The 26,496-nt window shown below is 56.8% G+C and carries 28 protein-coding genes, 1 tRNA gene, 2 pseudogenes and 1 riboswitch; of the genes and pseudogenes, 27 read left to right on the top strand and 4 right to left on the bottom strand.

Features of this window, described 5'->3' with window-relative positions; translation table 11 throughout:
- Positions 1–425 precede the first annotated feature (425 nt).
- Complete coding sequence (locus AAYR33_08005; protein ID XAO70964.1) at positions 426–554, top strand: hypothetical protein; 129 nt, start codon at positions 426–428, stop codon at positions 552–554.
- Positions 555–798: 244 nt separating this feature from the next.
- Positions 799–1,401: a hypothetical protein gene (locus AAYR33_08000; protein ID XAO70963.1), complete on the top strand. Its 603-nt coding sequence runs from the start codon at positions 799–801 to the stop codon at positions 1,399–1,401.
- Positions 1,402–2,166: 765 nt separating this feature from the next.
- Here the strand turns inward: AAYR33_08000 and pgm are convergent.
- Positions 2,167–3,828: a phosphoglucomutase (alpha-D-glucose-1,6-bisphosphate-dependent) gene (gene pgm, locus AAYR33_07995; GenBank protein XAO70962.1), complete on the bottom strand. Its 1,662-nt coding sequence runs from the start codon at positions 3,826–3,828 to the stop codon at positions 2,167–2,169.
- 186 nt (positions 3,829–4,014) lie between these two features.
- On the opposite strand from pgm, the pseudogene AAYR33_07990 reads away from it, so the two are divergent.
- The 21 genes and pseudogenes from AAYR33_07990 (at position 4,015) to AAYR33_07890 (ending at position 23,037) form a co-directional block, all read left to right on the top strand.
- Positions 4,015–4,814 (top strand): annotated as a pseudogene (locus tag AAYR33_07990) (aldo/keto reductase).
- Positions 4,815–4,975: 161 nt separating this feature from the next.
- On the top strand, positions 4,976–7,633 hold the full coding sequence (locus AAYR33_07985; protein XAO70961.1) for a PBP1A family penicillin-binding protein: 2,658 nt from the start codon (positions 4,976–4,978) through the stop codon (positions 7,631–7,633).
- A gap of 87 nt (positions 7,634–7,720) precedes the next feature.
- A protein-coding gene (gene prfB / locus AAYR33_07980) for a peptide chain release factor 2 (protein ID XAO70960.1) occupies positions 7,721–8,852 on the top strand; the annotation gives its coding sequence in 2 pieces (ribosomal slippage) (positions 7,721–7,789 and positions 7,791–8,852; 1,131 coding nt in all).
- Positions 8,853–9,039: 187 nt separating this feature from the next.
- Complete coding sequence (locus AAYR33_07975; protein XAO70959.1) at positions 9,040–9,246, top strand: hypothetical protein; 207 nt, start codon at positions 9,040–9,042, stop codon at positions 9,244–9,246.
- A 3-nt stretch (positions 9,247–9,249) separates the two neighbouring features.
- Complete coding sequence (locus AAYR33_07970; protein ID XAO70958.1) at positions 9,250–9,477, top strand: hypothetical protein; 228 nt, start codon at positions 9,250–9,252, stop codon at positions 9,475–9,477.
- 550 nt (positions 9,478–10,027) lie between these two features.
- Positions 10,028–10,663 carry an energy transducer TonB gene (locus AAYR33_07965; GenBank protein XAO70957.1) on the top strand — a complete coding sequence of 212 codons (636 nt, stop codon included), beginning with the start codon at positions 10,028–10,030 and terminating at the stop codon, positions 10,661–10,663.
- 206 nt (positions 10,664–10,869) lie between these two features.
- On the top strand, positions 10,870–11,910 hold the full coding sequence (locus AAYR33_07960; protein ID XAO70956.1) for a MotA/TolQ/ExbB proton channel family protein: 1,041 nt from the start codon (positions 10,870–10,872) through the stop codon (positions 11,908–11,910).
- A gap of 2 nt (positions 11,911–11,912) precedes the next feature.
- Entirely contained in the window at positions 11,913–12,338 is a 426-nt protein-coding gene (locus AAYR33_07955; GenBank protein ID XAO70955.1) for a biopolymer transporter ExbD, read from the top strand.
- Positions 12,339–12,447: 109 nt separating this feature from the next.
- Positions 12,448–12,885, top strand: a complete 438-nt coding sequence (locus tag AAYR33_07950) for a biopolymer transporter ExbD (GenBank protein XAO70954.1) — start codon at positions 12,448–12,450, stop codon at positions 12,883–12,885.
- Entirely contained in the window at positions 12,886–14,169 is a 1,284-nt protein-coding gene (locus tag AAYR33_07945; GenBank protein ID XAO70953.1) for a hypothetical protein, read from the top strand.
- 708 nt (positions 14,170–14,877) lie between these two features.
- Positions 14,878–15,370 (top strand): annotated as a pseudogene (locus AAYR33_07940) (response regulator transcription factor).
- A 139-nt stretch (positions 15,371–15,509) separates the two neighbouring features.
- Positions 15,510–15,731 carry a hypothetical protein gene (locus AAYR33_07935; protein ID XAO70952.1) on the top strand — a complete coding sequence of 74 codons (222 nt, stop codon included), beginning with the start codon at positions 15,510–15,512 and terminating at the stop codon, positions 15,729–15,731.
- Position 15,732: 1 nt separating this feature from the next.
- Positions 15,733–16,116 (top strand): ATP-binding protein, encoded by a 384-nt coding sequence (locus AAYR33_07930; protein XAO70951.1) that lies wholly within the window; start codon positions 15,733–15,735, stop codon positions 16,114–16,116.
- A gap of 130 nt (positions 16,117–16,246) precedes the next feature.
- Positions 16,247–16,813, top strand: coding sequence for a NifU family protein (locus AAYR33_07925; GenBank protein XAO72435.1), 567 nt, complete (start codon positions 16,247–16,249; stop codon positions 16,811–16,813).
- A 137-nt stretch (positions 16,814–16,950) separates the two neighbouring features.
- Entirely contained in the window at positions 16,951–17,529 is a 579-nt protein-coding gene (locus AAYR33_07920) for a malonic semialdehyde reductase (GenBank protein XAO72434.1), read from the top strand.
- Positions 17,530–17,539: 10 nt separating this feature from the next.
- Positions 17,540–18,688: a ribosomal protein S18-alanine N-acetyltransferase gene (gene rimI / locus AAYR33_07915; protein XAO70950.1), complete on the top strand. Its 1,149-nt coding sequence runs from the start codon at positions 17,540–17,542 to the stop codon at positions 18,686–18,688.
- Positions 18,689–18,963: 275 nt separating this feature from the next.
- Positions 18,964–19,362 carry a MucR family transcriptional regulator gene (locus tag AAYR33_07910; GenBank protein XAO70949.1) on the top strand — a complete coding sequence of 133 codons (399 nt, stop codon included), beginning with the start codon at positions 18,964–18,966 and terminating at the stop codon, positions 19,360–19,362.
- A gap of 238 nt (positions 19,363–19,600) precedes the next feature.
- Entirely contained in the window at positions 19,601–20,062 is a 462-nt protein-coding gene (locus tag AAYR33_07905; protein XAO70948.1) for a Fur family transcriptional regulator, read from the top strand.
- Between the two features lie 32 nt (positions 20,063–20,094).
- Positions 20,095–20,955, top strand: coding sequence for a GNAT family N-acyltransferase (locus AAYR33_07900; GenBank protein XAO72433.1), 861 nt, complete (start codon positions 20,095–20,097; stop codon positions 20,953–20,955).
- A gap of 35 nt (positions 20,956–20,990) precedes the next feature.
- The gene (gene lnt, locus AAYR33_07895) at positions 20,991–22,598 is read left to right on the top strand and encodes an apolipoprotein N-acyltransferase (protein XAO70947.1); all 1,608 of its coding nucleotides are present in this window, start codon (positions 20,991–20,993) and stop codon (positions 22,596–22,598) included.
- The gene (locus AAYR33_07890; GenBank protein XAO70946.1) at positions 22,555–23,037 is read left to right on the top strand and encodes a helix-turn-helix domain-containing protein; all 483 of its coding nucleotides are present in this window, start codon (positions 22,555–22,557) and stop codon (positions 23,035–23,037) included. Before lnt ends, AAYR33_07890 begins: the two co-directional genes overlap by 44 nt.
- A 9-nt stretch (positions 23,038–23,046) precedes the next feature.
- Here the strand turns inward: AAYR33_07890 and AAYR33_07885 are convergent, their stop codons facing one another.
- Positions 23,047–23,709 carry a tyrosine-protein phosphatase gene (locus AAYR33_07885; protein XAO70945.1) on the bottom strand — a complete coding sequence of 221 codons (663 nt, stop codon included), beginning with the start codon at positions 23,707–23,709 and terminating at the stop codon, positions 23,047–23,049.
- A 90-nt stretch (positions 23,710–23,799) separates the two neighbouring features.
- Here AAYR33_07885 and AAYR33_07880 point away from each other — a divergent pair, with 90 nt between their 5' ends.
- On the top strand, positions 23,800–24,120 hold the full coding sequence (locus AAYR33_07880; GenBank protein XAO70944.1) for a hypothetical protein: 321 nt from the start codon (positions 23,800–23,802) through the stop codon (positions 24,118–24,120).
- A 93-nt stretch (positions 24,121–24,213) separates the two neighbouring features.
- Here AAYR33_07880 and AAYR33_07875 read toward each other — a convergent pair whose 3' ends face one another.
- Both AAYR33_07875 and AAYR33_07870 read right to left on the bottom strand, forming a co-directional pair.
- Positions 24,214–24,399: a Trm112 family protein gene (locus tag AAYR33_07875; protein ID XAO70943.1), complete on the bottom strand. Its 186-nt coding sequence runs from the start codon at positions 24,397–24,399 to the stop codon at positions 24,214–24,216.
- Between the two features lie 18 nt (positions 24,400–24,417).
- The gene (locus AAYR33_07870) at positions 24,418–25,269 is read right to left on the bottom strand and encodes a tetratricopeptide repeat protein (protein XAO72432.1); all 852 of its coding nucleotides are present in this window, start codon (positions 25,267–25,269) and stop codon (positions 24,418–24,420) included.
- A gap of 208 nt (positions 25,270–25,477) precedes the next feature.
- Between AAYR33_07870 and AAYR33_07865 the strand changes: the two genes are divergently transcribed.
- From AAYR33_07865 to AAYR33_07855, 3 genes are all read left to right on the top strand, one after another.
- Positions 25,478–25,789: a glycosyltransferase family 61 protein gene (locus AAYR33_07865; GenBank protein ID XAO70942.1), complete on the top strand. Its 312-nt coding sequence runs from the start codon at positions 25,478–25,480 to the stop codon at positions 25,787–25,789.
- 235 nt (positions 25,790–26,024) lie between these two features.
- Positions 26,025–26,099, top strand: a tRNA-Gly gene (locus AAYR33_07860).
- Positions 26,072–26,263, top strand: a complete 192-nt coding sequence (locus tag AAYR33_07855; GenBank protein ID XAO70941.1) for a hypothetical protein — start codon at positions 26,072–26,074, stop codon at positions 26,261–26,263. Before AAYR33_07860 ends, AAYR33_07855 begins: the two co-directional genes overlap by 28 nt.
- A 64-nt stretch (positions 26,264–26,327) precedes the next feature.
- A riboswitch (TPP riboswitch) is annotated at positions 26,328–26,447 on the top strand.
- Positions 26,448–26,496 lie beyond the last annotated feature (49 nt).

Raw genomic sequence — 26,496 nt, 5'->3', positions numbered from 1 at the left:
GCGTCGCCGCAGAAGAGCTGAAACCTTCAAGGTCCAGCTCTGCGACCATATCATATTGATTGTAGCCGCGAGCCTTCCGGAGGCTCCTCAGCTTTTCACCGACGTCATGCATCGCAATATAAAATCACAAAAAAAAGAAAAGGAAGTTCCATTGCAGCAATTTTACCCCTTGCGTGAAATGTTCCACTCTGGCACAAAAACAATTGTCGTATTTTTGGTTGTTGGATGCGGGTAATTCTCTCCTCCAATTTCAATGAAGCAAAGCTCTTTAACGAGTTATCAGTCATGGTTTCACTCATTTATAGATACAAACTCTCTCTATCATCGCATCCATTGAGATTTCCTCAAAAATTAAGATACCGGCAGGACGCAAAGCCGGGTGTTTATGCCTTGTCGCATATGCGCGGCGTGGACCATCCGGTTCAATGTCTGAATTCTTCACGCGACGCGGCGTGCGGCATGAGACCGGCCCTGAAATGCGCATCCCGATGGCGCAGGACGGCACGGACGTTGTCAGGGGCGTGCTTTCAGCGGGATGCTGCGGGGGTTTGTGATTTCCTGCGGCCCCATATCAGGGCCTGCGCGCATCACTGTTGATGTCTGCCGCCACCGGCAAAAGCCTGTTGCGCGGTGCAGGGCGCGATGGATGTGTCGAGAAAGTGTCGCTTTGATCTGTGTCGAGTCCTTACGCGCCCGCATAGAGGTGCAGCGCGGGCGCTCTAATTGTTCAGCAGGTGCGGCATCGACAGGGTGCGGATCTCATATTTCAATTAACAAGAAAAGTCTGGAGAGCTAAAAATGAGTTCGGACCTGAAGCAGCGTATCCCGGAAAAAGAAAAAGCCATTTCATCATCCGAGCCGATTACGCCGACAGCAGAGCGCCTCAGTAAATCCGTCTTTACGCGCAAGGCGCCCTTTCGAGTGATCTCAACGGTAGAGGCGCTGTTTAATGCCGGTGCGATACAGGATGCTGAAGTTCAGGCTTCCTGTCGGCTAAGGCGGGATTGGCTTTATGCGCGTTACGGCTATTCCGAAAATCAGGATCCGCCTGTGCGCAGCACGCATCTAGTGCATAACGTTCTCTCATGGCGTATGACGCGCGCCCAAGTGGGCCTGGCTCTGACGGAGCTTCGGCACGCTGTCAAAGTACCGATCTTCAACCTGCTGGAACTTATGTTGATCGATGAGCTAAGTTTTTCAGGCATGGCGCGGGTTTTGATGCCGCAGCGCAGCGATAATGCCGCGCGCAACAAGGTGTCCGCACAATGTACTCTGGCTTTAAGCACGCTGGCGGCCGTTTATGAGGATATGGACCGTGCGCGCAAAATGGGTGCGGCTTTTCGTCACAGCACAAAGGCGCCAATACCACCTCGTTGCGCCCCCCAGATGACACATAAGTGATGTTGATCGCCGAAAAGCGGCAATGGAGGTCGGCGCAGCATGTCGTTTCGCATTTCCGAAATGTCGGGTGAGACGGTGCAGCTGATGTGCGATGTCGCCAGTAGGCGCGCCTTAGCTGGAACGTCCCGCAGCCTTTTGTGCCATGGGCTGATAATAGCCGGCGAAATGCCTGATGCGATACGCGCAATACCGGTTCGGCATCACGAGTTTTCTCTTTGGCGCGCGCGATAACGATTATTTTTAACAGCTCCTAAGCATTTCTTAATTTTTGTTGACCGCGCATCAATCAGCATCTTAATTTTGCGTTCAGCCCTCAGAGCTGAATATGTCTGGAGAAGCAAATTGGACAAAAAGTTTAATTATAAGCCTTCTGCCCATCGGGACGAAATCAGACGGATCATGCGCAGAGCGATTTTGACGCGCTCATCGATAAAAATGGCGATCTAAACAGGTCCGATGTTCTCTCCGATCTCCATGCAATCCGCGAAACGCTCGAAATTTTTTCCAGCGCGCCGAAGAAATCCGGTCGCAACACGATGAGCTGGCTCGCAAACCAGTTGGAGGAAGCATGCGAGCGCCTCGCCGTCATCAATGCGGACGCCAAATGTCCTCTCAACGAGTAGGGACGTGTCACCTCAAAATTGCGGGCGGTTAGCCGGGCATTTTTGACTTGTGAGTTCTCGTCAGTTTTTCATCGGTCACTCAGGGATAGTCGAGGCACGTCGTCGCCTTCGAGATGAAGACGCGACGTGCCGTACGGCAGCGTCAAAGGCCGCCTGCACCCGCCTTAAAAATCCCCGCAATTGCTTCCTGCGCCTCGTCCTGAATCTGTTTCAGATGCGCTTCGCTGACGAAGCTTTCAGCGTAAATTTTATAGACGTTTTCCGTGCCGGAAGGGCGGGCGGCGAACCAGCCTTGGGCGGTGCTGATTTTCAGCCCGCCAATCGGGGCGTTATTGCCGGGCGCGTGGGTAAGTTTGGCGGTAATCGGGTCACCTGCCAGCGCGGTCTCCGAATATTGTTCCGCCTTCAGCGCGCTTAAAATACGCTTTTGATCCGGGTCTGCCGGCGCATCGATGCGGGCGTAAAAAGGTGCGCCAAGTTCACGCGTGAGGTCGGCATAGATCTCGCCGGGCGTCTTGCCCGTTTTGGCGGTGATTTCCGCCGCAAGCAGGCAGAGGATAATCCCATCCTTATCCGTGCTCCACGGCTTGCCCGCACGGTTGAGAAAGGACGCACCTGCGCTTTCCTCGCCCGCAAAGCCCAGTGTGGATGCGGCCATTCCATCCACAAACCATTTAAACCCGACTGGGGTCTCGATAATGTCGCGCCCCAGTTTCTGCCCGACACGGTCAATCAGGGCGGAGCTCACCAACGTCTTGCCGATTTTACAGTCTTTCGGCCAATCAGGCCGGTTCTGGGAAAGATACCAGATGGCGACAGCAAGATAGTGATTGGGGTTCATCAATCCTGCAGGTTTGCAGACAATGCCGTGACGATCCGCATCCGGGTCGTTCGCAAACGCAATGTCAAACTGTCCCGCCATGTTGATCAAACGTGCCATGGCATAGGGGGAGGAGCAGTCCATGCGGATTTTACCATCCCAATCCGCGGTCATGAAGCCAAATTGCGGGTCCAGCTCCCGACTGACGATTGTCGCATTGATACCGAAACGTTCAATAATCGCCTGCCAGTAATCCATGGATGCGCCGCCCAGCGGGTCAATCCCGATGGAAATCTCCGCCGCGCGAATAGCTTCCATATCGATGACGGACCCTAACGCGTTCACGTAAGGCGCGACGAAATCAAAGGTTTTGACGCAACGCGCGGCGCGTGCCGCGTCATAGGGAAGGCGTTTGACGTCTTCCAACCCCGCCGACATAAGCTGATTGGCCATGTCCTGAATCTGCCCGGTGGCTTTGGTATCTGCCGGGCCGCCATGCGGCGCATTATATTTGATGCCGCCATCTGAAGGAGGGTTGTGCGAGGGCGTGATGACGATGCCATCTGCGCGCGGGGCGCTTTCATCGGCATTATGGACGATGATGGTGTTGGAAATGACAGGGGTCGGCGTTAGACGATCATGGGCGTCGATGTGAGTAACGACATTATGCGCCGCCATGACCTCAATCACGGTTTTTTGAGCGAGGGCGGACAGCGCGTGAGAGTCGATTCCGACGAAAAGCGGGCCGGTGATCCCTTCGGTCGCGCGATAACGGCATATGGCTTCCGCGATCGCGGCAATATGGGTTTCGTTGAAACTGCCATTAACCGATGTGCCACGATGGCCGGACGTGCCGAAGCTGACGCGCTGCGTGGCATCAGCCACGTCAGGGTTACGCGCGTAATAAGCGTCCTGCAGGGCCTGAATATCTGTCAGTTCTTCAGGTGGAAGCGTATGACCGGCCTTCGGGCTGATTTGCGTCATGGCAATCCGTCCTTAATATCGGGGGAAGGGAAGGCGCAATCGACAAGCGTCATGGGCGCCGCAACCTTGAATGCCATAATTGCCCGGCAAGCGAAACCCCGCCGGTTGCGCTTGAAATACACCTCATTATTGCAACGGCGGACGCGGCAAATCGTTAAAATCGGGCCAATTTATAGGAATATTGCCATGAGAACGCTTGACGCCCGGAAGTCGGGCACGTTCAAAATCAGTGGAACGATGGAAGTCGTGCGCCTCGGTTTTGGAACAATGCGCCTGACCGGGAAAGGCATTTGGGGCCACCCGCTGACCATGCACGCGCGATTGCCGCGCTTCACCCTTACCGTAAAATCGTCATTGCCACGAAAGGCGGGCTGACACGTCACGGCCCGGACATCTGGAAGCCCGTCGGCAACCCGGATTATCTGCGGCAATGCGTCCTAATGTCGATGCGCCGCCTTGGGGTCAAAACCATTGATTTGTGGCAATTACACCGTATCGGCTCGGACTGCGAAATGAAGCACCAGTTTGAAGCGATAAAATCCATGCAGGAAGAAGGGCTGATCCGGTATGTTGGCCTGTCGGAAGTCGATATCAAAACCATCAAAGCGGCGGAACGGTATTTCAAGGTCGCGACGGTCCAGAATCGCTTCAATCTCGTTGACCGGACATCTGAAGACGTCCTCGAATTTTGTCAGAAACACCATATCGGGTTCATCCCCTGGGCGCCTCTCGCCGCGGGCGCCTTGGCGGATAAGGGCTCTGTCCTTGATCAACTCGCCAAGGAGAAGAAAGCGCACGGCGGGCAGATCGCCCTTGCCTGGCTTCTGGCCCGCTCACCCGTGATGTTGCCCATCCCTGGTTCTGGCGATCCGTCACATGTGGATGACAATATCCGCGCCGTCGATATAAAATTATCGAAAGCGGATATTGAGGCCCTCGACGCGCAAGGGCGGGATGCCTGGGGAAAAATCTCGCAAGGAACGTAAATCCTGATGGTGCCGCCTGATCCGCTCCGCTGCCCTGCCGCGCATAGACGTGGCATGGCGGCGCGCAACACACGGATATTTGCCCCACCCGCCTGATTTTGCTAGTGAGATCGGCCCTGCGCGGCGCGCTCAGCCCAGCCGCTTTTTTGGATAAGTGACCCATGCCGTCGGACCCCGATCGCCTTACGCCGAACCGCAATCCGCGTCGAGACGTCTTTGATCCGCACCGTCTCGGGCCGCGTCAGCGCACATGGCGACGATTTGTCGCCGGGTCGGGTGCGCTCATCCTGGCTGTGGTTATTGGCGGTGCCGTTTTCGTCATTGGCAAGATCTCCCGCATGACGACGGGTCTGCCCAGCGTCGCCAGTCTTGAATCCTATCTTCCACCGACCGTCAGCCGTATTTATGCGTCAGATGACCGTATCCTGGCGGAGTTGGCGGCGGAAAGGCGTCTTTACACGCCTTTCAATGCAATCCCGGACCGCGTCAAAAAAGCCTTTATCGCGGCCGAGGATAAGAATTTTTACGCCCATCACGGCGTTGACCTCAAAGCGATCCTGCGTGCGGAGTTTGGTAACATCACGCGCCCGAAAGGCCGGCGACCTGTCGGCGCTTCAACCATCACGCAGCAGGTTGCGCGAAATATGATCCTGAACAGCCGCGCCCCGACCCTGGAGCGGAAGGAGCGTGAAGCGCTTCTGGCGATGCGGATCGAGCGCGTCCTGTCAAAGCAGAAAATCCTCGAAATCTACCTCAATGGAATTTATCTAGGTCAGGGCGCTTACGGCGTGGCGGCGGCGGCGCAGACTTATTTCAACAAACCGTTGGACGAATTAACGGATGCGGAGGCGGCTTATCTCGCATCCCTGCCCAAATCGCCGTCAAATTATGACCCCTACAAACATGTGGATCGAGCGGTTTCCCGCCGTAACTGGGTGCTGACCCGCATGGTCGAGACCGGCGCCCTCAGCGCTGAAGATGCGGCGGCGGCGCAGAGATCTCCCCTCATTGCCAAAGACACAAAGCGCTTCGGCCCGATGCCGAACGGGGAGTGGTTCGCCAGTGAGGTGCGGCGTCAGCTCATTGATGATTACGGAGAAACGCGTGCTCTGGAGGAGGGGCTTGAAGTGCATACCAGCCTCGACCCCCGCCTTCAGGATGCAGCAACGCACATCCTACATGAAGGGCTGATGGAATATGACCGACGGCGGTCCCGTTGGCGTGGCCCGGTGGGTCATGTCAATCTGGCCGCGTTTCGGCAGAATGACCCTGAACTGATTCAGAAGTTAACGCCCCCCTCAGGCATATTGCCGCAATGGCGCCTGGCTGTGATGACGGATGCCCGGCGGGGTATGGTGACGTGGCGCGATCAATACCGCCCCGACGCGTCAAAAAAAGCGACGGTTTCGCAAATTCTGTCCAAAGATTTCGCATGGATGAAATCCGAAGACCTCCGGCTCGGTGAGGGTGACCTCGTCATGATCGAGCCGATCAAAAACAGCCAATTCGTTGCGATCCGGCAAATCCCGGAAGTGCAGGGCGCGCTGATCAGTCTCGATGCACACACAGGGCGCGTCCTGGCGATGGTGGGGGGGTGGTCCTTCAAACAGTCGCAATTTAACCGCGTCACCCAGGCATTGCGCCAGCCCGGCTCCTCCTTCAAGCCCTTCGTCTATCTTGACGCGATGGAAAATGGCATCCCGCCCTCCGAGAAATTCGATGATGCACCCATTTCCTTGGGGAGATGGCACCCCATGAATTACGAGAAGGATAATTGGGGCCCGACAACATTGCATGATGCTTTGCGTGAAAGCCGCAACCTCGTTACCATCCGCCTCGCTGCCTATCTGGGCATGAATTCCGTCGCGAAAATGGCGCAGGATGTCGGACTTGTGGATAAAATGCCGCACGTCCTGCCCGCCGCGTTGGGCGCGGTTGAAACCACGGTATTGAAGGAAGCCGGGGCTTACGCGTCACTCGCTGCGGGCGGTAAGCGCGTCACCCCGCATCTGATCGATACGGTGTTGGATCGTGACGGCAGCGTGCTTTACCGCGCGGCGGATGCCACGCTTGAAACCGCCCAGCAGGCCGCCGACCCACAAAAAACCCCGCTTGGCAAAACGGACCAAGCAGGGCATCAGAACGAAACCTCTGACGCGGACGCGCAAAATGTGTCCGTGCCGCATATTGTCAGCACGCAGCCGCAGATCGCCAGCCCGGAAAGCGCTTATCAGGTGACGTCCATGCTTCAGGACGCCATCCGGCGTGGGACGGGACGACGCGCCGCTGCAGATATTGACCGTGAAATTGCGGGCAAGACCGGTACATCACAGGATTTCCGTGATGCCTGGTTTGCCGGTTTTGCGCCGGATATCGTGACGGTCGTCTGGGTAGGGTATGATACGCCGCGCTCCCTGGGGTGGAATGAGACAGGTGGGCGCGTTGCCGGGCCGATCTGGAACCGCTTTATGAAATTCGCGCTGGAGGGGCGGCCGACATTGCAATTCCGCGTGCCGGATGGGATCACCCTTGCGTGCTATGATACGGGGCGGTTGATGGCCGTCGACGGTTTCAAAGCCGATGAAGCGCCCGGCGCGTCGATTGCGCTGCATGGTTATGGCGCGGGCACGGAGCCCCTTAACGCGTCCGATACGGGTGCGGACATCCCCACATCTGAGGATGACATGATACCCTCAGGTGAGACCGAGGCGACCGCGCCCCCGGCAAAGGCCTTGCCGCCGCCCTCACCGCCATCCGGCACGGAAACGGCACCGACAACGCAATCTCAGAGTGACATCGGCCTCGGGGGGCTTTATTAACACGGCGCGTGGTCTGGTCGGGCCTTGCGTGATAACCGCGCCGAACCATGCTGACACCGCCTGACGGGCGATTGATGGAGAAATTTTATGTCCGCGGAAAGCGATGCGCTTCATGAGCAGATCAAGCAGTCAGTGGCACTGCTGAGGAGGCATCTTTGACTGGGATGCTGTCCAAACCCGCCTCGCAGAATTGAATCACAGGTCGGAAGACCCGGATTTATGGAATAACGCGGAGGCCGCGCAAAAGCTGATGCGGGAGCGCACGCTTCTTTCCAATCAGATTGAAAATGTCCTTCAGATTGAGCGTGAGGCGGCTGATATGGTCGAACTCACCAGTATGGCGGAGGAGGAGGGCGACACTGACACTGTCGCCGAAGCCGTCGCGACCCTGAAAAACCTGGCGGAACAGGCGCATATGCGTCAGATCGAGAGCCTTCTGTCGGGCGAGGCGGACAGTAATGACTGTTACCTCGAAGTCAATGCCGGGGCCGGTGGCACGGAGGCCCAGGACTGGTCAGAGATGATGCTGCGCATGTATATGCGATGGGCCGAGGCGCATGGATATAAAGTGACGTTGATAGAAAGCAGTGAGGGGGAACAGGCCGGAATTAAATCCGCCACCATCCTCGTCTCAGGCCCTAACGCCTATGGATGGTTGAAGACAGAGGCGGGCGTGCATCGTCTGGTGCGTATTTCACCTTTCGACTCTGCGGCGCGACGTCATACATCATTTGCTTCCGTCTGGGTCTATCCCGTCGTCGATGACACGATCAAGATCGCGGTCAATGATGGGGATCTCAAAGTTGATACGTTCCGCGCCTCGGGTGCGGGGGGGCAGCACGTTAATAAGACAGACTCCGCGATACGTATTACCCACATCCCGACCGGCATTGTCGTTGCCTGCCAGACGGATCGCTCCCAGCATCGTAACCGCGCCACGGCGATGGAAATGCTGAAAGCCCGTCTTTATGAGGCGGAATTGCAAAAGCGGGAGGCCGCCGCCGCCGCGACCGAAGCCGCCAAGACGGATATTGGATGGGGTCATCAGATCCGCTCTTATGTTCTGGCACCCTATCAGCTTGTCAAGGATCTGCGGACAGGTGTCGAGAAAGGCAACCCGGATGCGGTTCTTGATGGGGCTTTGGATGACTTCATGTCCGCTTCCCTGGCACAACGGGCGGGCGCCACGCGCTCTGCCGCGAGTGCGGCCGCGCAATAAAGGTGAGGGGGTGAAGCTGTGTTGAACATAGCTTCGCTCATCCCGGATAACTATGACCACAAATCATCGTGTCAAACGCGTGACGTTTCTTCACCAGCATCGAAGGCGGCCCGGTGACAGCGTAAAATTGTAGCTTCTCGACAATAATAATATTGGAAAACTTTGTGAAAAAGGGCTTAAACGCAACTTGACAGTGTTATGCGCGGCTTTCTGCATCGCGATGATCGGGCGCGCGCAAATGCCGGCCAGTCAGGCTGCGGCGCCGGTCCAGACAGAAAAGCTTCTGGAAACGCAACCCTCCTGGGATGGCACGCCATATGTGGCCTATCCCGCGGGCACGCCGCAGTTGTCGGTGTTGAAGATCGTCATCCCGCCCGATGCAGCCTTAAAGTGACATTTGCACGACGTCCCGAATGCGGCCTATGTGGCGGCGGGTTCACTGACGGCTGAACGGCACCGAGATGGGCTGCATAGAGCCCTCAAGGCCGAAGAGGTTCTGCCTGAAATGATCAAATCCTTGCATCGCAGGATTGCAGGCCTGCAAGGGGCGACGTTGATTGTGTTTTATGCCGGTAAAAAAGGTGCGCCGCTTTCAAGGCCGCAAAAACCGGTCCATGTGAAATAAGGATGCCGGAAATCCCGCCCAGGTTCACACAACGAATCGCGGCGTGACGGGGTGGGGCGCAAGCGTCGAATCCCGCCTCCGGCGGGCCCTCATTCAATCGGCGGGCCCTCATTCAATGTTTCCCGTTAAACAATGTGAATTTTTCATGACTTCGGGCGCGCCCCTTTTTGTGATTTTTCCGCGCTCAAAGCCCGTGATCCCTTGTGCGCGCAAGGGGGGGGCGGAAATGACGGCGCCCTAACGCGATTATTGATTGAAAATGAGAATCTCTTAAATTCGCGTCTTGCTATGCGCACCATTTCGAAGGCAAAATCACCGTGTCTGCCCATAGTTGTCTCTTCCGGGGCCGGGTTGACTTCCTTACGCGCTGGTGTTGTCCAATGGCGGTTGAGACTCGCATTGTCAGATCGTCATGTGATAAGCACTTTTTAAGATATAGGATTCGGTGTAAGCGACTAAAATTGTTAGGTTGTTTCTCATCGTTTCCGGTTGGCCATGATTTTGGCGGTGGCCTGATTAAACTCTGTTGATCCATGGGGTGGCGTTATCGATGAACTACGTCGAGCAGCAAGGCAATCGTACGAAGTATATCATCGTCGGCGTCATTGTGGCGGTGCTGATCCATGTCGTTGCGATCTGGGCATTGATGAATGGCCTGGGGTCGAAGCTCGTTCAGCACTTTAATCCCCCGATCAAAACTAAGATCATCCGCGAGACGTCGCCCCCATCCCCGCCCCCACCGCCGCCGAAATTGACGTCGCCCCCGCCGCCTTACGTGCCGCCGCCGCGGATTCAGATTCAGCCGCCGCCGCAAAAGCAGGCCATCAAGGAAGTCACACACGTCAAGCCGCCAACGCCCCAGCCACCTGTGGCGCAGATCGACCGTAACGCCCGTGCCGCGGGCGACCATTCCGCCGGTGCAAGCCCGATTAATGGCGCGCGGCCGGAATATCCAGATGAAATGCGTGAGGAAGGGCGGGAAGGGCGTGTCGTGGCGACCTGTGACATCAACCCGGACGGGCGGCCGGCCAATTGCCACATATCTCATAGTTCTGGCGGCCCTGCCTTTGTTGAAGCGGCCGAAGATTTTCTCCATCGCGTTAAATACGCACCGGCTGTCGTAAATGGCGTGGCTGTGATCGAGCATCACCATGTCATCAATATTGACTTCGCGCTGGATGAGTAGGCGTGAGATGCCGGCGTCCAGATCACTCGCGCAGAGATATGACTTTCCCGGATGTGGGGCGTTTGGACTCATGATGGGTTTACGGGGACGCGGCAGCGTCGGTCTCCATGTCTGGCCGGCGTCGCCGAGCCCGGGTCGGGGTTGCCGCCGGTGTCCGCTTGGCCAAGACACGTTTCAACCGGCTTTTTACATAGGATATGGAGATCATGACGAGATTGTTCCGCGTTTCCGCGCTCGCCGCTCCCGCCCTGGCTCTGACCCTTGCGATGGCGCCAGCTGCGGCGTTGCTGCCCCAGATTTCTTTCGCCCAGTCGACAGGGGATGTGGCGCCGTCCCAGCCCGCTTCACAGCCTGACGAGAGTCCTGCGGCGACATCGGCCGCCCCAGCCAATACCGCGCCGGAGGCTGAAGGGAGCGCGGCGGACGCTTCGGCCCCCGCAGACGCGGCTGACGCAGCGCCCGCCGACCCGAGTGATGTCGCCGCACCGGCTTCTCCCGAAATTCAGGTGCCGCAGGCGACGGTGCAGGATAATCCTTACGGCCTCAAAGCGCTTTGGGCGGGTGGCGACGCGGTGGCGCGTTCGGTCCTTCTGATCCTGGTTGTCATGTCGGTCGGCACATGGATCATCATAGTGCTGAAATTTATCGAGCAAGCTAAGATTTTCTCCTCCTCCAAGGCGGCTGCAACCGATTTCTGGAGTCAGTCTTCCCTTGAAAAAGGTGCGGCTGCGCTGAGTGAAGATTCACCCTTCCGCTATGTTGCGGAGACCGGGGTTTCCGCAGCCCGTCACCATGAAAATTCGATGCGGGATGCTGTTGACCTTAATAGCTGGGTCGCGACCTCCATCCAGCGTTCCGTTGATATGATCAATTCACGCCTTCAGGGTGGGCTTGCTTTCCTCGGCACGGTGGGCTCGACATCACCATTTGTCGGTTTGTTCGGCACCGTATGGGGTATTTATCACGCGCTGACGGCGATCGGCATTGCCGGTCAGGTCTCCATTGATAAGGTCGCTGGCCCTGTTGGTGAAGCGCTGATTATGACCGCGATCGGTCTGGCGACGGCGGTCCCGGCTGTGCTGGGCTACAATCTGCTGGTGCGCCGTAACAAGGGCGCGATGGACCGCGTCCGGAATTTCGCCGCCGATGTGCAGGCGGTGCTGCTGGGCGGTTACCGTCATGGCGTGGCTGAGCAGGCTGAGTCGGCTTCCCCGACCACAATCACATCTTCCAGCCGGGCGGACTGAATATGGGTATGAATGTCGGTTCAGGCGGTGAAGACGAGGGTGAAGTCGTTTCGGCGATCAACACGACGCCGCTTGTCGACGTCATGCTTGTTTTGTTGATCATCTTCCTCATCACCATTCCGGTCGCTACGCACACAGTCAAGGTCGCGCTTCCCAAGGCGAAGAACCAGCCGACTCATACGCGACCGGGCAATGTCGTGCTGGCCGTCACGTCAGACGGGCGGATGTTCTGGAATGAACGTCAAATCACCAGTCGGCAGGATCTGCATTCCCGATTGGAGAAGGTGGCTGTCATGCAGCCGCAACCGCAGGTGCAGATCCGCGGTGATGAGAAAGCGCGTTATGAGTCAGTCGGGCGGATCGTGGCAACGTGTCAGGAGGCCGGGATCTCCCGCGTTGATTTCATTACGGAGCAACCACATAGTTAGGCATGTCGGATGCATCTTTGTCGGGTGCGTCCCATGTCAGGGCTGATCAGACTTTAAGACTTCGCTTCCACTGAAGCAGGTTGGATTTTCGAAGGGGAGGGCGTCGCTCATGTCCATGAGTGTCGGAACTGAAAGCACGCATGAAGATGAGGGCATCGTGGATATCAACACGACGCCGCTCATCGACGTCATGCTGGTTTTGCTGATCATGCTGATTATCACTATTCCATTACAAACGCACTCCGTTGCGCTGCAATTGCCGCAGGGCAATCCGCCACCCCCCAACGCGCCACCCCATGTGGTGACGGTCGGGATTGATTTTGACAATCAACTGAGCTGGAATGGTGAGCCCATCACCAGTGAGGAAGATCTCCAGGCGCATTTTCAGGCGGCAGCCGCCATGCCCGATCAGCCGGAAATGCATATTCACCCGGATCGCCTCGCAAGTTACAACACTGTCGCGCATGTCCTCGCTGACGCCCAACGTCTTGGCGTCGAGAAACTGGGCATCGTCGGATCGGACCAGTTTATGGATGAGGGCCAGTAAATGGCGCGTGTTTTCGCTTTTCGTCACACGATTCTCGGTAGTGCTGCTGCTTTTAGCCTCGTTGCATTTTCCGCCGCCCCGGGCGGGATTGTGCAGACGGCGGAAGCCGCTTCCTCATCTGCTGATGTTCTGTCCAATGCAGTGGGAAAGCCACTTCAGGCGGCGTCAACGGCACTGAGTCGGAAATCTTATGCCAAGGCCATGGAAGCCGTTGCGAAAGCCGATGCCGTCAAAGGCAAGACCGATTACGAGACTTACACAATCAACCAAATGCGCGCCGCGATCGCCTCAGCGAGCGGCGACCATGCGGCGGCGTCCCGCGCTTATCAGGCGCTGATCGCTTCCCCACGGAGTTCCGCGGGTGAGAAGCATCAGATGATGATGGCGCTCGCGACGAATGCCTATACAGCTAAAGATTACGGTTACGCTGTCACTTATATCCAGCAATATCTCAAATCCGCGGGGCCGAATGCGCAGATGCGGAACCTGCTTGTGCAGGCCTATTACCTCCAGGGCGATTACGCCAACGCCGCAAAGACCCAGCGTGCAATAGTCGATGCAGAGATCCATGCGGGCCACAGGCCGAGCGAGAACGCATTGCAGTTCCTCGCCACATGTTACAATCAAACCCACCAGCCGGATCAGGAAACGTACGCTTATGTGCTGCTGGCAAAATATTACCCGAAGCCGGGATATTGGGAATGCCTGATCCATGACCTCGCGGTGCAACCAAAAATGGCGCCGAGCCTTCGGTTCAACCTGATGCGCCTGCGTGCGGTGACCGGCACGCTCCGTACGCCGGGTGAGTGGGTCGATATGTCGGAGCGCGCCGTTCAGCTGGGTTTACCACAACTCGGCCTGACATTGCTCGACCAGGGCCTCAAAGCCCACCTGATCGGTAACGGTGCGGATGCCGCGCGAATGCAGAGGCTCCGCGCCCAGATGGTGTCTCGCGTCAAGGAATCGACGGCCCATCTCGCTGCGGCGCAGAAAGAAGCTTTCAAGGATGGCACGGGCCAGGCAGCAGTCAAAACCGGCTATAATCTGATCCTGGCCGGTAAGATTAATGACGGCGCCCGTTTGATGCAGGAGGGCGCATCGAAGAGCGCCGGTGCTGAAAAATCTATTGCGCAGCTCCATTATGCGATGGCGTTGCGTGACGCAGGCCGGACGCAGGCCGCCATCACGGCGTTTGACGCTGTTTCGGGTGAGGCGACGGCGGAGAATCTCGCGCAATTATGGGAGATCATCACCCGACACCCGGCTGTGCCCGCAGCGCATTAGCTTCATGAGAGTGGGGGCGGCGCAAGATTTGCGCCTCAGCCAGAAATCTGACGGTTAGAAAGCGATGAAGCCGTGATCCTTCCCGGAGAAAGGTTCGCGGCGCGGCGTTTTCTCCTTCAAGTTCGAGGCAAACTGAGTGGCGTCCCGTAACTCCTGGCCAAACGCATCCTCTCACAAGTTAAAAGACGTTCCCATTGTCAGGGCCAGACCGTCATGAAGCCGGAACACGCGCGGCTATATAACGCCATCGCTCTTATGATGGCAGGTCACGCACCATAATATGACCTTGTCGCGACCACCCAAGTTGGACGACTGAAGCTTTTCTTCACCAAAAACATTCACCGCCTCGGCCCGCACATCGCAAATCCTGACGGCGTGGCCGTGCGGTAGACGGGCCTTGAAGTAACATGTGCAGAGATCGGACCCATCATCAGTCCGACCAGCCCAATTCCCGAAATATAAAGGTAAATAAAAAATTTATAATAATAATATTAAAATATTGATCCGCCGTTTTCTATTATAAGTTTGGTAAAACAATTATATTATCATTTTAATAAGTCCCTAGTATTGTGAAATAATAAGTCATATTTAGAAATATTCAACAACAATTAGAAAAAGTTTCGTTGACGTCTTCACTTTTCGACGACGTTAACGAAGAAGCTGGTGTTTTTAATCGATTTCCATGACAAGATTGCTTACGCCCTTCCCATGAAGACGCTTCCATCGCCCCATTCCTTACCGCCCCGCATTCTCATTTTTGAAGATGACGCCGGGATGCGCACCCTCGTGCAGCGCGCCCTTCAGGGGGAGGGTTATCGTGTCCGTGGCGTTGAAAGCGGGGACGAGATGTGGGATGCGCTCGCCAACGCCGCTGTTGACCTCATCATTCTTGATGTCATGCTCCCCGCCGTCAGTGGCATTGAGCTCTGCCGTGCCCTCTGTGCCGGATATGGCAAGAGCCATGAGGGTGAAGCGCCTTTGCGTCAGACACCGGTCGTCATGCTTTCCGCCCGTGGCGGGGAGGGGGATCGCGTGCTCGGTCTCGAAATCGGTGCGGATGATTATGTGGCCAAGCCCTTCAGCCAGAAGAAGTTACTGGCGCGCGTCAGGGCGGTGTTACGGTGCGGCCAGACGCAGATGGCGCGTGGGTTCAAGGCGGGAGAGGCTTCGTTTCTCCGGCTGGACGCTGGATCTGCGCCGTGTTTCTCGCTTCCTCCTTCATTTACCGCCAGGCGTAGATCAGTCAGGTCAGTGTCGTTCGCCTTTCCGTCCTCGCTGAAGAGCTCAGCGCTGATCTCGACATGCTTCATGCTGTCTCCCCGCGCAAAAGACCGGTGATCGTGGCGCGACTCTCCAGCCCGAATTTACGTCTCTCCATCCGGGAGCATCGCGAGGGCGAGGATATGGAAGATGGGCAGTGCCTTGCGCTGGGTGTTGATTCTCTGGGTTCGGTGCATGCCATGTTGAGCAATGCGCATCTCTGCGTGGCGGATCTTGGTTCAGAGACGGTCGGGATCCGAGGTGCCCTGGCGATTGACGGGGAACAAGGACCTCGTTTTTGAAATGCCCCACGTCCTCATCGTCACATCCATGAATGGGGCGGTCGCGATTGCCGCTGTCTCACATGATCTTCGCACTCCTTTGGCCCGCCTGCGGCTGCGGGCCGATTTTCTGGAAGATGAGGTGGCGTTGAGCGTGGAGGAGAGCCGTATTGTCATATCCGTGACGGATCACGGTCCCGGCGTGCCCGAGCAGGATCTCGCACGCATCACAGAGACTTTTTACCGCGTGGATCACTCCCGATCCCGCCAGACGGGCGGGGCGGGACTGGGGCTTGCGATTGTCAAGCGGGAGGTGAGGCGCGCCAATGGTCGCCTCAGTTTTCGCAACGTTCAACCCTCGGGCCTTGAGGTGCAGGTCATGCTTCCTCGCGAGGTTTCACACTGAAAAACTTCCCTGTCGCCCGTGTGTCACAGTCCCAGCGCGCCAGATTTTAAAGCCTTGCCCTGACCCTGCCCCTTGCATATCGTGGCCCCACGTCGCATTTGAGGCAGAGCGCCGTATGAGTGAGGATATCATGTTTATTGAGACCGAAAATACGCCAAACCCAGCGACGTTGAAATTTCGTCCGGGCTGCCGCGTCACAGGTGACGGGCTGACGGCGGATTTCGCCTCGGCCGAGGCCGCGCAGGGGCGTTCCCCTCTTGTTGGGGCGCTTTTTGCGATTGATGGCGTGACCGGCGTGTTTCTTGGCGCTGATTTCATCTCCGTCACTAAATCTGAGCTGTCAGAATGGGCGGCGCTGAAACCTGCCATTCTGACGGAGATCGCATCTACCCTGACACATGGCACGCCTGTCCTGCTCTCAAAAGGGGAGGAGCAGGCTTACGAAGTTGCCGAGCAGGATCGTGAGGTCGTGGCGCGTATTTGTGAGTTGCTTGACACGCGCGTCCGTCCGGTCGTGGCGGGGGATGGCGGTGACATTGTGTTCCGCGGCTATCAGGATGGTGTGGTGCGACTTTCCATGCAGGGTGCCTGCGCCGGGTGCCCGTCATCCCGTGCGACACTTAAGCATGGCGTTGAGAATATGCTGCGCCATTACGTGCCGGAGGTCAAAGAAGTTGAACAAGTGGAGATGTCGTGACGACTCTTCCGGGCGTGGGTGAGAACGCGCCATATATTGAGACGTCTCCTCCGGTCAATGAAATCCTGCGTCAGCCCGCCCCAGCGTCTGACGCAGGTGGGAGGGCCTCGCCGGTTGATACGGACTTCAGCGGCGCGTTGGACCCTGCCGCCCTGGATCAGATGTTCCGCGCTGCGCGCACGCCGGTCAGTTGGTCCTCCCGCCCCGTTACGGAAGATGTGGTGCGTGCGCTCTATGAACTTGTCAAATGGGGACCAACCTCTGCAAATTGTAGCCCGGCACGCTTTATTTTCCTGACCTCGCGTGAAAGTCGGGGAATGATCCGGCACGCCTTATCCGCCCCCAATATTGAACGTTTCATGGATGCGCCGCTCGGTGTCGTTATCTGTCAGGACCCGATTTTTTTTGACCATCTGCCCGAGCTCAATCCTGAAGAAAATTTGAGGGATTGGTTCGCCTCGGATGTGGGTCTGGCAGAGGAAACGGCTTTCAGGAATGCGACGCTGCAGGGCGGCTATCTGATTATGGCAGCCCGCGCGCTTGGCCTCGCCGCCTGGCCAATTTCCGGCTTTGACAGTGACGACGTTGAGGACGCGCTGATGGCGGAGACGGGCTGGCGCGCCAATTTCCTGATGGGAATTGGGTATTCGGGCGAAACCCGGCCCCCCGCACGGGCACCGCGACTTGACTTCCATGCCGCTTGCCGCTTGTTCTGACAGGTCCGCCATGGGTGAGACGGTCGACCTGGCAGCGGTCAATGTCAGGCGAAATTTGCGCATGTTGGTGATTAACGCCGCGCCGGCAGCAGATGCGCCGGGTGGCGTTATCGCCGCCTTGTCGGAGGGAGAGGTTATTTCCCAAAGCGCGCTTCTCGGGCGCGGCGCATCGGAGATGATGGTGGCGCTCCTGCAGGAGGTGCTTGACGCGGCGGGATGGCGAAAAAAGGGGCCGGATGCCATCACCGTGGTGCGCGGCCCCGGCTCCTTCACCGGGTTGCGCGCGAGCCTTGCTTTAGCCGCCGGATTGGCCAAAGCTTATGGATGTCCGCTCCATGGCGTTTCTATCGGCGCATGTTACCGCGCGGAGACAGAAATGCGGGACGTCTGGACCGCGACACGCGCACGCCGAAACCGGATTTTTCTGGAAAGACCGGATGGCACTTTCTGGGCGGGTGCGCCCGATTCCGTGAACATACCCTCCGGTCGATTGATCGTCGGCGACGCGTCCTCCTGGTTGTATGATCGCCTGGCAACGTCGCATCTCTTCCGGTCAGACATGGATTTGCAACCATCGCCGGGCGCGATTGCCGCGGCGGCGCAGCATGTGCTCCCCATGGAGAGTGTGACACCGCTTTATGTGGACCCGCCTGAAGCGAAGCCCCCTCTTGGCCGGGCTCCGACCTGCCCCGATCCCGTGATGAGGGTCTGGCCTGTTGACGCGGTCGGCCCGGAAGCCGCCAGGGCACTTTCAGACCTTCATGAAGCGTGTTTTCCGAGTGGGGAAGCGTGGTCAGCCCCGAATATAAGAAATCTGCTGGCTATGCCGGGATGTTGCGCCTGGGTGGTCGCGATCCATGACGGTTTGGCCGGTTTGGTCATTGCGCGGAAAGCGCTGGATGAAGCGGAAATTCTGACACTTTGCGTCGCGCCGGATTATCGACGACGCGGCGTCGCGCAGTCTCTCCTTGAGAGAATGTCCGAGTCGATGAAACGCGCCAAAGTGGAAAAGATTTTCCTCGAAGTGCGTGCCGACAACGCGGCCGCGAGATCGCTCTATGCGTCGGAGGGGTATAATAGGTGCGGCTTCCGGGCAAATTACTATAGTGACGGTGGCAACGCCATCGTAATGTGCGCTAATTTGTCGGATAGTATCTGACAAATTTTTACATGCTTTCGGAAAATAGAGTTAAATTTTTATTAAACATGAACAGTGTATCGTGTAGTCATTACTGCGTGCAACCATATATAAAAAATTTTATTAAGTATATATTTATACTTTAATTAATTAAAAAAAACTTATGCGTTATTTAACCTATCATTTCACTACACGTCTCAAGAATATACTAATTTACAAAATAATTATTCTTAATATTATTAGATTTTGAGGTTAAATATTTTCAAAATCAAATTCTAAAGTTCCAGGTGATGTTAATGAAGAGTCCAGCCTCAGACGTGTCGCTCCATGCCTTGACTGCCCAGATAATCTCCGCATATGTCTCGAATAATGAAATCGAAGGCGAGGAATTGATGGCGCTCATAAAGTCGGTGCGCCTCGTGATGATGGAAATCGCCCGTAAAGAAAATGAAGAGGCCAAACCAGTACCGGCTGTTCATCCCAAAAAAGAAGTCTTTCTAGATTTTATTATTTGCATGGAGGACGGAAAGAAATTGAAATTACTGCGGCGTCACTTGCACACTTTTTATAAAATGACTCCGCAACAATATCGGGAGCGGTGGGATCTTCCGCCTGAATATCCGATGGTGGCGCCAAATTACGCCAATCATCGCTCTCAACTTGCGCGTCGTATCGGTTTGGGCCATCGCCGCTGACCGTCTCGGGAGGCGTCTTCTCAAGCGCGTCGCCGAACATCCAATATCATTCCTGAAAAGTTTCAGCCTGCTTCCGCCGCACGAAGGAGAACTTCAGCATCGCTGCAACGTTCGGGGGTGGAAGCTGCCGACCGGGCTGCGTGACGCTTTGTTAGCGTCAATTCTTGGCAAACGGGATGAACTCGGATACGATCAGCTTCGTCCATACCCGCCTTGCTAAAAGCCGAAGCGATATGCAATGTCATCCAGGAACGAGTCAATCATAGAGCGGCTTTGTATCGATCATGGCCTCAAAATGACGGGTCAGCGTCGCGTCATTGCCAAGGTTCTCTCGGAGGCCGAAGATCACCCCGACGTTGAAGAGCTTTATCGGCGCGCATCGTCTCTCGACCGGCGTATATCCATCGCGACAGTTTACCGCACTGTGCGCCTACTTGAGGAAAAAGGCATCCTTGAGCGGCGGAATTTTGGCGGCAATCGCGCGCGTTATGAGGCGAGTGAGCCCGAAGATCACCGGCATTATCATATCATTGATATCGATACGGGTCATGTTGTCGAATTTGAGGATGCGGCGCATCGAGACATGATACGTGACATCGCCCAGAAACTCGGTTTTGACCTCGTTTCCCACCGCCTTGAATTGTTTGGACGGCGGCTTCCGGCTTCCGGGCGGAAGAAGCAACCGGGTGAGATAATATGACTGCGAAGCCGCGCCAGGCTGAACTCCTGAAAATGCTGATTTCGGATGGTGCGCGTAACCCGCCCGCCGGTTCTCTCTCCACTTTGGACCTGTCACGGGATTCCCTGCCGGAATTACGGGCGGGTGCGCTGGGCGTGCGGATCGCGGAGAACAAAGCAGAACGTGAGGCGGCGCAGGCGCTACGTTATCGCGTCTTTTTTGAGGAAATGGGCGCGCATCCCAGCGCGGCAGTCCTGAAGTCGCGCCGGGACGTGGATGATTTCGACGATATTGCGGATCACCTTCTCGTCATTGATCATGATATTTCATCGGGGGCGGAAGGCGTTGTGGGGACTTACCGTCTTTTACGCAGCGATGCAGTCGCGAAAATCGGACGTTTCTATACATCTGGCGAGTATAATATCTCGGTTCTGACGGATTTTCCGGGCCGCCTTCTCGAAGTCGGGCGCTCCTGCGTTGATCAGCGCTATCGGGGGCGCGCCGCGATGCAGCTTCTCTGGCGTGGCATTGCCTCCTACATCTTCCTGCACCGCATCGACGTCCTGTTTGGTTGCGCCAGCCTGCCCGGCACGGACCCGTCGACCAAAGCGCAAGAGCTCACTTATCTCTATCACAACCACCTTGCCCCGCCTGCACTCCGCATCCGCGCCCTGCCGGAGCGCTATGTTTCCATGCAACTTACGGACCCGCATAGTCTGGACCATCGCAAGTGCCTCGCGCGCCTGCCGCCCTTGATCAAAGGCTATCTGCGTCTCGGTGGGTTTGTCGGTGATGGGGCGGTGGTGGACGCGCAGTTCAACACGACGGATATTGCCGTCCTCGTCAAAAGTGAGCTCCTCGCGGATAAATATTATCGCCATTATGAGCGTCGGCTACGGGATGCTTTGGAATAAAGGCCCCTCTCAATCCCAACTTATCGACAGAAAACTTGTCCGGACCTGAAGCCTCAAAACTGCGTCGATATCGTCCCGCACGCGTCTGCTTCCTCTCCGGCCTCTTCGCTGCGACAGCGTACCCGCCTCTTTATTTTCTCCCCGGGCTTATTTGCGGCGTGTGGCTTCTTTACGGGTGCGCCCGGCAGGAGGCCTCATGGCAGCAAGCCGCTTTTTACGGGCTGGTTTTCGGGTTCGGCCTCAATCTCGGCGGACTTTACTGGCTGACACATGCCGTATTGATGGGCGGACGGCAATTCTGGTGGGCGGTGCCGTTGGCGACGCCCGGCTGTGCGCTGATCCTGGCGCCATTCGTGGCGGTGCCGAGCTTGTTAGCCCGAAAATTTCGTTTCGGCTGGGCCAGTATCCTCATTTTCGCGGGCAGTTGGACATTGACCGACATGTCCCGCATCTTCCTCTTTTCCGGTTTTCCGTGGAATCCGCTGGGGGCGGATCTCACCTTTCCCGGCGATGGGGGCACCGTCCTGACGCAGATTGCCAGCGTTATCGGTGTCGATGGGCTGACATTCTGCCTCGTCCTTACCAGCGCCGCGCTTTTTCGCGTGCGGCGGTCACTGTATGTTGCTGCATTATTGTGGATGTTCATCGCGATATATGGTTATGAGCGCGTGCATCACCTGCCGCTTCTTCCCGTTCAGAATCCAGCGCTCGTCCTTGTGCAGAATAATGTGAGCGAAGACCATATCCTCTCTCGCGATGAAAGCGGGGAAGTCCTGCAACGCTCCCTGATGCTGACCCGGGAGGGCATCTCGATCGCGCACGCCCTTTTCCCTGACCGTGATGCCGTTTATGCTTGGCCGGAATCGGGCTTCCCCGGCCTGCTGGATGAGGCACCCTTTGCCCGTCGTCAGATCGCGCGTGAGGCGGGGGGGAGTTGGGGGATCATTGGCAGCGATCGACGGGATGACGTGGGCCAGTGGTATAACAGCGCTATGGCGCTTGATGGTGAGGGTGAGATCGCGGCGATTTATGATAAATCCCGCCTTGTGCCCTTCGGGGAATATCAGCCGCGCTTTCTGCCCTTTAACATCATGCCGGGGCAATTCCGGCCAGGCCCGGGGCTGCGCACATGGCAGTTGCCACAACTGGGGCGCGTCGCGCCGCTCGTCTGTTACGAGGTTGTTTTTTCCGGCCAGGTGGTCACAAATCCGCGACCAAACTGGATGTTGAACCTGACAAATGATGCGTGGTTCGGGGCCAGCGCTGGTCCTTGGCAGCATCTGATGGCCGTGCGCCTGCGTGCTGTTGAAGAAGGGGTACCCATTGCGCAGGTCGCCAATACGGGGCTGACAGCCATTTTTGACGCGGCAGGAAGGAGGACTGGGGCGATTCCACAGGACAAGGCTGATATATTGGCTGCACCACTGCCATCTCCGGTAAAAAAAACGCCATTCGCGATTTTTGGTCGATCAATACCTATCTTTATTTGTTTATTATCCTTTCTTATTGCTTTGCTAACGATTAGAAATGCTAGGAAGCGAAAATCGTCCGAAGGGAAGTTCCGCTCCCCTTCCAACTTGGAAAGCAGGTCGCGCAGTCATGAGCGAAAGCACAAAAACCCCGTCTGCGGCTTGTCCGATTGATGCTCACGTCGGGGCTCGCATCCGCTTGAGGCGCATGCTTCTACGCATGCCGCAGGAGAAACTTGGGGCCGCACTCGGTCTGACCTTTCAACAGGTCCAGAAATATGAGCGCGGCACAAATAAGGTGGATGCCAGCCGACTCTACGAGATGTCCAAAATCCTTCGCGTGCCCATCGGATTCTTTTTTGATGATATGCAGGGAAAGGTGGAGCAATCCGCCTCACTCGGATATTCCTCCGGTTTTCGGGAGACGTCGACAGGTTTCCGAGCCTTTGCTTCGGCGGACAGTGTCAAGACCAATGAGGATCTGCACATCCTTGCCAAGCGGGAAACGCTGGAATTAATGCGCGCTTATTACCGCATACCGGATGCAGAAGTGCGCAAGCGCGTCATGGACCTCATTAAAACTTTGTCTGAACAGGCCGCCGCCGCGGAGTGAATTCTTGTTCTACTCCCGGCGTAAAACTTTGTCGGTGAGAAAGCTGCTTAGCCCCTCTGCCCGGAAGGACGCGCGAAGTCCATCCTCGTCATATTCGTGCCTGACCCATTCCATAAAGCTGAGGCGTCCCTCTGCCTGACGCTGATACAGATGGAAAAAAGCATCGAGCACTCCGGTGCGCGCATGTTTAAAATGCCCGAAACGCCAATGAAGCTGTTTGAGAGCCTCTGACGCCGTCCCGTCTCTGAACATGATGATCAACCCCGCTGCCAACCCTGCGCGGTCAGCGCCAGATTTGCAGTGCAACAGCACAGGCGTCTCGACGGATTGATAAATTTCGTGAAATCGTAAAATACGGTCCCTATGTGGTGCGCCGCGACTCTCGAATGCCATGTCAATCAGATTAATTCCTAATTCCGCCGCCGCCCATCGGGATAAAGCGTCTGAGCCACATTTCCGATGACCGCGAAGATTAATGAGCGTTTTAATGCCGAGTCGCGATTTGAGGTGCCGCAATCGCCGCGGCGTGGGGTGATTGCATCGGTAGAACGCCCCGTCGATGACGGGGGCGAGATTCGTCCAGAACAGCCGAAAAATGGCATGATCAAGGAATATACTGTCGATCCAGGCACGCAGGCGGTTCCTGCTCGTCGTCATCGGACGGTCAAACACGGGGCGCTCCTTTTGAAACGAAAATTTCCCTGCCCGAGAAAGGCCATGCCGTCAATTGAGATCAGTACGGTGAGTTGTTAGGATGCGGCAATGAGGCGCGTTTGGTTAACGCTCGGAAGTTATGGGATGGTCGTGCTTAGTGGCTGCACGGCATCGCGACCGGAAGCCTTTAAACCCGATATCACGGTGCGCGGCCCGTCCGGCCATCCACCGGGACAAAACCCGCATCATCGCCGTCAATTCTGGGATGCGCTCGATCCGTTTATCCCGCTAGACGCAAGCTCAGGCCCTCCCGCTGGGCTTCTAGGACTGGCACCGACGGAAACGAAAAAGAGATCCTCGTCGGAATTCGTCATACCTGATGCGAGTCTGATGTTTGGCCAATCCGAAAGCGCGGACCACAAGCCATGATCTCCGCGACACGCGGGAGATGACGCGTGTCGCGAGAGGCAAAAATACCGATGGTGCAATGACGTGATAGGCAGGGGGCTTCTCCGGCCCTCATCAATCCAGTGTTCGCGCTTCTTCCGGGAGCATGACGGGAATACCATCCCGAATGGGATAGGCCTTTTTTGCCGCCGCGCTGATGAGTTCCTGCGTTTCGGCATTGTAAGTCAGAGAGGTCTGCGTCAAGGGGCAGATGAGGATGTCAAGGAGTTCCTCATCGAAAATATCTGGGTTCTGGCTCATAAATGACCCCTCACGAAATCACGAAAACAGAATGAAAGAAAGTTCACGTCGCATTTCCCGCATCAGCGGGTCCGCTCCGCCCCAGGCTTCAAAAAGACGGAGAAGCTCGGTTTTAGCGGCACCCTCTTTCCAGTTTCGGTCCGTGCTGATGAGCTCCAGCAATGTTTCAGCCGCTTCCCGGCCTTCCCGGTGGACGTCAATGGAGGATTTCGCGGCGAGGATGGCGGCATGTTCCGCGATAGTGTCGGGCACCTGGGATGCAGCCTCCTCTGCGCCCTCCACGTCGTCAAGGATCAACATGGCGCGTATCAGGCCCGCCCAGCCCTCCGGGTTTTCCGGCTCGACTTCCAGGAGACTGCTGAAATGTCCGGCGGCGTCCGCACCATTCTGCGCCTGTAAAGCTTGCTGATCCGCGGCCATAAGTTCCGCGCTGGGTATTTCCGCGCCTGCTGACTTCAGGATATTCTCGACGAAACGCTTGGCGTCGCTCTCCCGCTGCGCGCCCTGCATAATGTCCAATACCTGACCCTTGTAAAAAACCGCGACAAGGGGAATGGATTGCAGGGGCAGCCCGATCTGCACGAGATGGGTGGCCAAAGCGGCATTTGCCTCAACATCCAGTTTGACGAGCTTCACGCGGTCCTGCGCGGCGGTTACCACTTTTTCAAGCACCGGTGTCAACTCTTTGCAGGGGCCACACCACGGGGCCCAGAAATTAACGAGGACGGGGCGCTCACGGCTGGCATCAATGGCCTCCGCCATGAAGTTTGTCTGATCCGCATCGACAATCATGGCGCCTGGTGCTGATGATATGCCGCCTTGCGCCGTCAGGTTGCCAGCGCCCGGCGGCGTGTTGCCCCCGATGATCATCGTCATACGTCTCTCTCTTTCCTCAAAATCACGAAAGTGCCGCAGCACTGTTTTCCGTGTCAGGATAAACGACGAGCGAGGTGGCGTCCAAGGGTTAATGCGGGCCTCACACCTTATTGCCTGATGCGATATGATCCGCATTGCGGGAATTGAGGCATCGCTTTTTGCGGTCTAGACAGGGGGGCGACACGGTCATTTCAAGGGGAGGTTGCAGGTCCAGGCGGAATTTGACCACTTCACAACGCCGCGCGCCGCTTTTCTGCCAAAGCGGTTTTTTATCTCCCGCGCGCAATCGGCTGATCAGCGTATTTCCGCTCAGGACCAGACGGTGATCGATACTGTGCTGGCGGCGCACGAGATCGCGACGGTTAGTCTTGATGATATGGATGTATCAACTCAGATCGCGCTTTTCCGCGGAGCGGAACTCATCATCGCACCCCACGGGGCCGGCCTGGCTAATCTCGCCTTTGCCCGGCCCGGCACAGCCGTGCTGGAACTGAACCGCCAGCTGGACGGGTAGCCCCATCTGCGCAACTACTTCTATCTTCTCTCCGCCATGCGCGGATTGCGATACGCCATGATTGATCTCACGGATGCGCCGCTCGCGATTTTTCAGCTTCAGGAAGCCTTGCGCCGCGTGTCGCAAAGGTAATGTCAAGGCCCCGAGACTGTGCTGCCGGGAGAATCACGCAGAATTTTCACTTTCGGCTCTTGCAAGCGCGGGCAACATCACTTATTCACTATTCCCACGGAGTGCAGGCGTAGCTCAGGGGTAGAGCACAACCTTGCCAAGGTTGGGGTCGTGGGTTCGAATCCCATCGCCCGCTCCAGTTTCTCGGGACATAATGGTCGGGTGCGGGCGCTTTGGGGCGTTGTTTTTGCTGTCTGTCATCCCAGCGGCGTCTTCACAAATCACTTTGACAATATTCAGGCAGATCATCGGATTGAGGTCAATCCGAAGTTTCGGATTGCCACTTATCAGCGGGTATCATGAGGATTTATCTCTTTTGTAAGCCCTCAAACCATTTGACAACTACCCCGTCCCGCCCTACACTCATGGGCAAGACCGGGGGAGCCCTGACAAGGGGCTGAGAAACTGCTACGCCGTGACGCAGGGCGGTGACCCGTTGAACCTGATCCAGTTTATACTGGCGTAGGGAAGGTTACTGCATGAGGGATGCGGCATTGGGCGCATGTCCTCATCCATCCCCCATCGTCACACAACTG

This window comes from Acetobacteraceae bacterium (assembly GCA_039613835.1).
Taxonomy (GTDB): domain Bacteria; phylum Pseudomonadota; class Alphaproteobacteria; order Acetobacterales; family Acetobacteraceae; genus Sorlinia.
The sequence above is the reverse complement of the archived record's forward strand: the minus strand, read 5'-3'. Positions and strand labels throughout refer to the sequence as shown.

What these genes read in the sequence shown, in the direction of transcription:
- AAYR33_08000 (XAO70963.1), top strand. Translation starts at nt 799, where the DNA reads ATGAGTTCGGACCTGAAGCAGCGTATCCCGGAAAAAGAAAAAGCCATT.
- AAYR33_07925 (XAO72435.1), top strand. Translation starts at nt 16,247, where the DNA reads ATGTTTATTGAGACCGAAAATACGCCAAACCCAGCGACGTTGAAATTT.
- AAYR33_07960 (XAO70956.1), top strand. Translation starts at nt 10,870, where the DNA reads ATGACGAGATTGTTCCGCGTTTCCGCGCTCGCCGCTCCCGCCCTGGCT.
- AAYR33_07910 (XAO70949.1), top strand. Translation starts at nt 18,964, where the DNA reads ATGAAGAGTCCAGCCTCAGACGTGTCGCTCCATGCCTTGACTGCCCAG.
- AAYR33_07880 (XAO70944.1), top strand. Translation starts at nt 23,800, where the DNA reads ATGAGGCGCGTTTGGTTAACGCTCGGAAGTTATGGGATGGTCGTGCTT.
- AAYR33_07900 (XAO72433.1), top strand. Translation starts at nt 20,095, where the DNA reads ATGCTGATTTCGGATGGTGCGCGTAACCCGCCCGCCGGTTCTCTCTCC.
- AAYR33_07950 (XAO70954.1), top strand. Translation starts at nt 12,448, where the DNA reads ATGTCCATGAGTGTCGGAACTGAAAGCACGCATGAAGATGAGGGCATC.
- AAYR33_07955 (XAO70955.1), top strand. Translation starts at nt 11,913, where the DNA reads ATGGGTATGAATGTCGGTTCAGGCGGTGAAGACGAGGGTGAAGTCGTT.
- AAYR33_07870 (XAO72432.1), bottom strand. Translation starts at nt 25,269, where the DNA reads ATGATCATCGGGGGCAACACGCCGCCGGGCGCTGGCAACCTGACGGCG.
- AAYR33_07945 (XAO70953.1), top strand. Translation starts at nt 12,886, where the DNA reads ATGGCGCGTGTTTTCGCTTTTCGTCACACGATTCTCGGTAGTGCTGCT.
- AAYR33_07965 (XAO70957.1), top strand. Translation starts at nt 10,028, where the DNA reads ATGAACTACGTCGAGCAGCAAGGCAATCGTACGAAGTATATCATCGTC.
- AAYR33_07930 (XAO70951.1), top strand. Translation starts at nt 15,733, where the DNA reads ATGCCCCACGTCCTCATCGTCACATCCATGAATGGGGCGGTCGCGATT.
- AAYR33_08005 (XAO70964.1), top strand. Translation starts at nt 426, where the DNA reads ATGTCTGAATTCTTCACGCGACGCGGCGTGCGGCATGAGACCGGCCCT.
- rimI (XAO70950.1), top strand. Translation starts at nt 17,540, where the DNA reads ATGGGTGAGACGGTCGACCTGGCAGCGGTCAATGTCAGGCGAAATTTG.
- pgm (XAO70962.1), bottom strand. Translation starts at nt 3,828, where the DNA reads ATGACGCAAATCAGCCCGAAGGCCGGTCATACGCTTCCACCTGAAGAA.
- AAYR33_07905 (XAO70948.1), top strand. Translation starts at nt 19,601, where the DNA reads ATGTCATCCAGGAACGAGTCAATCATAGAGCGGCTTTGTATCGATCAT.
- AAYR33_07985 (XAO70961.1), top strand. Translation starts at nt 4,976, where the DNA reads ATGCCGTCGGACCCCGATCGCCTTACGCCGAACCGCAATCCGCGTCGA.
- AAYR33_07890 (XAO70946.1), top strand. Translation starts at nt 22,555, where the DNA reads ATGAGCGAAAGCACAAAAACCCCGTCTGCGGCTTGTCCGATTGATGCT.
- AAYR33_07875 (XAO70943.1), bottom strand. Translation starts at nt 24,399, where the DNA reads ATGAGCCAGAACCCAGATATTTTCGATGAGGAACTCCTTGACATCCTC.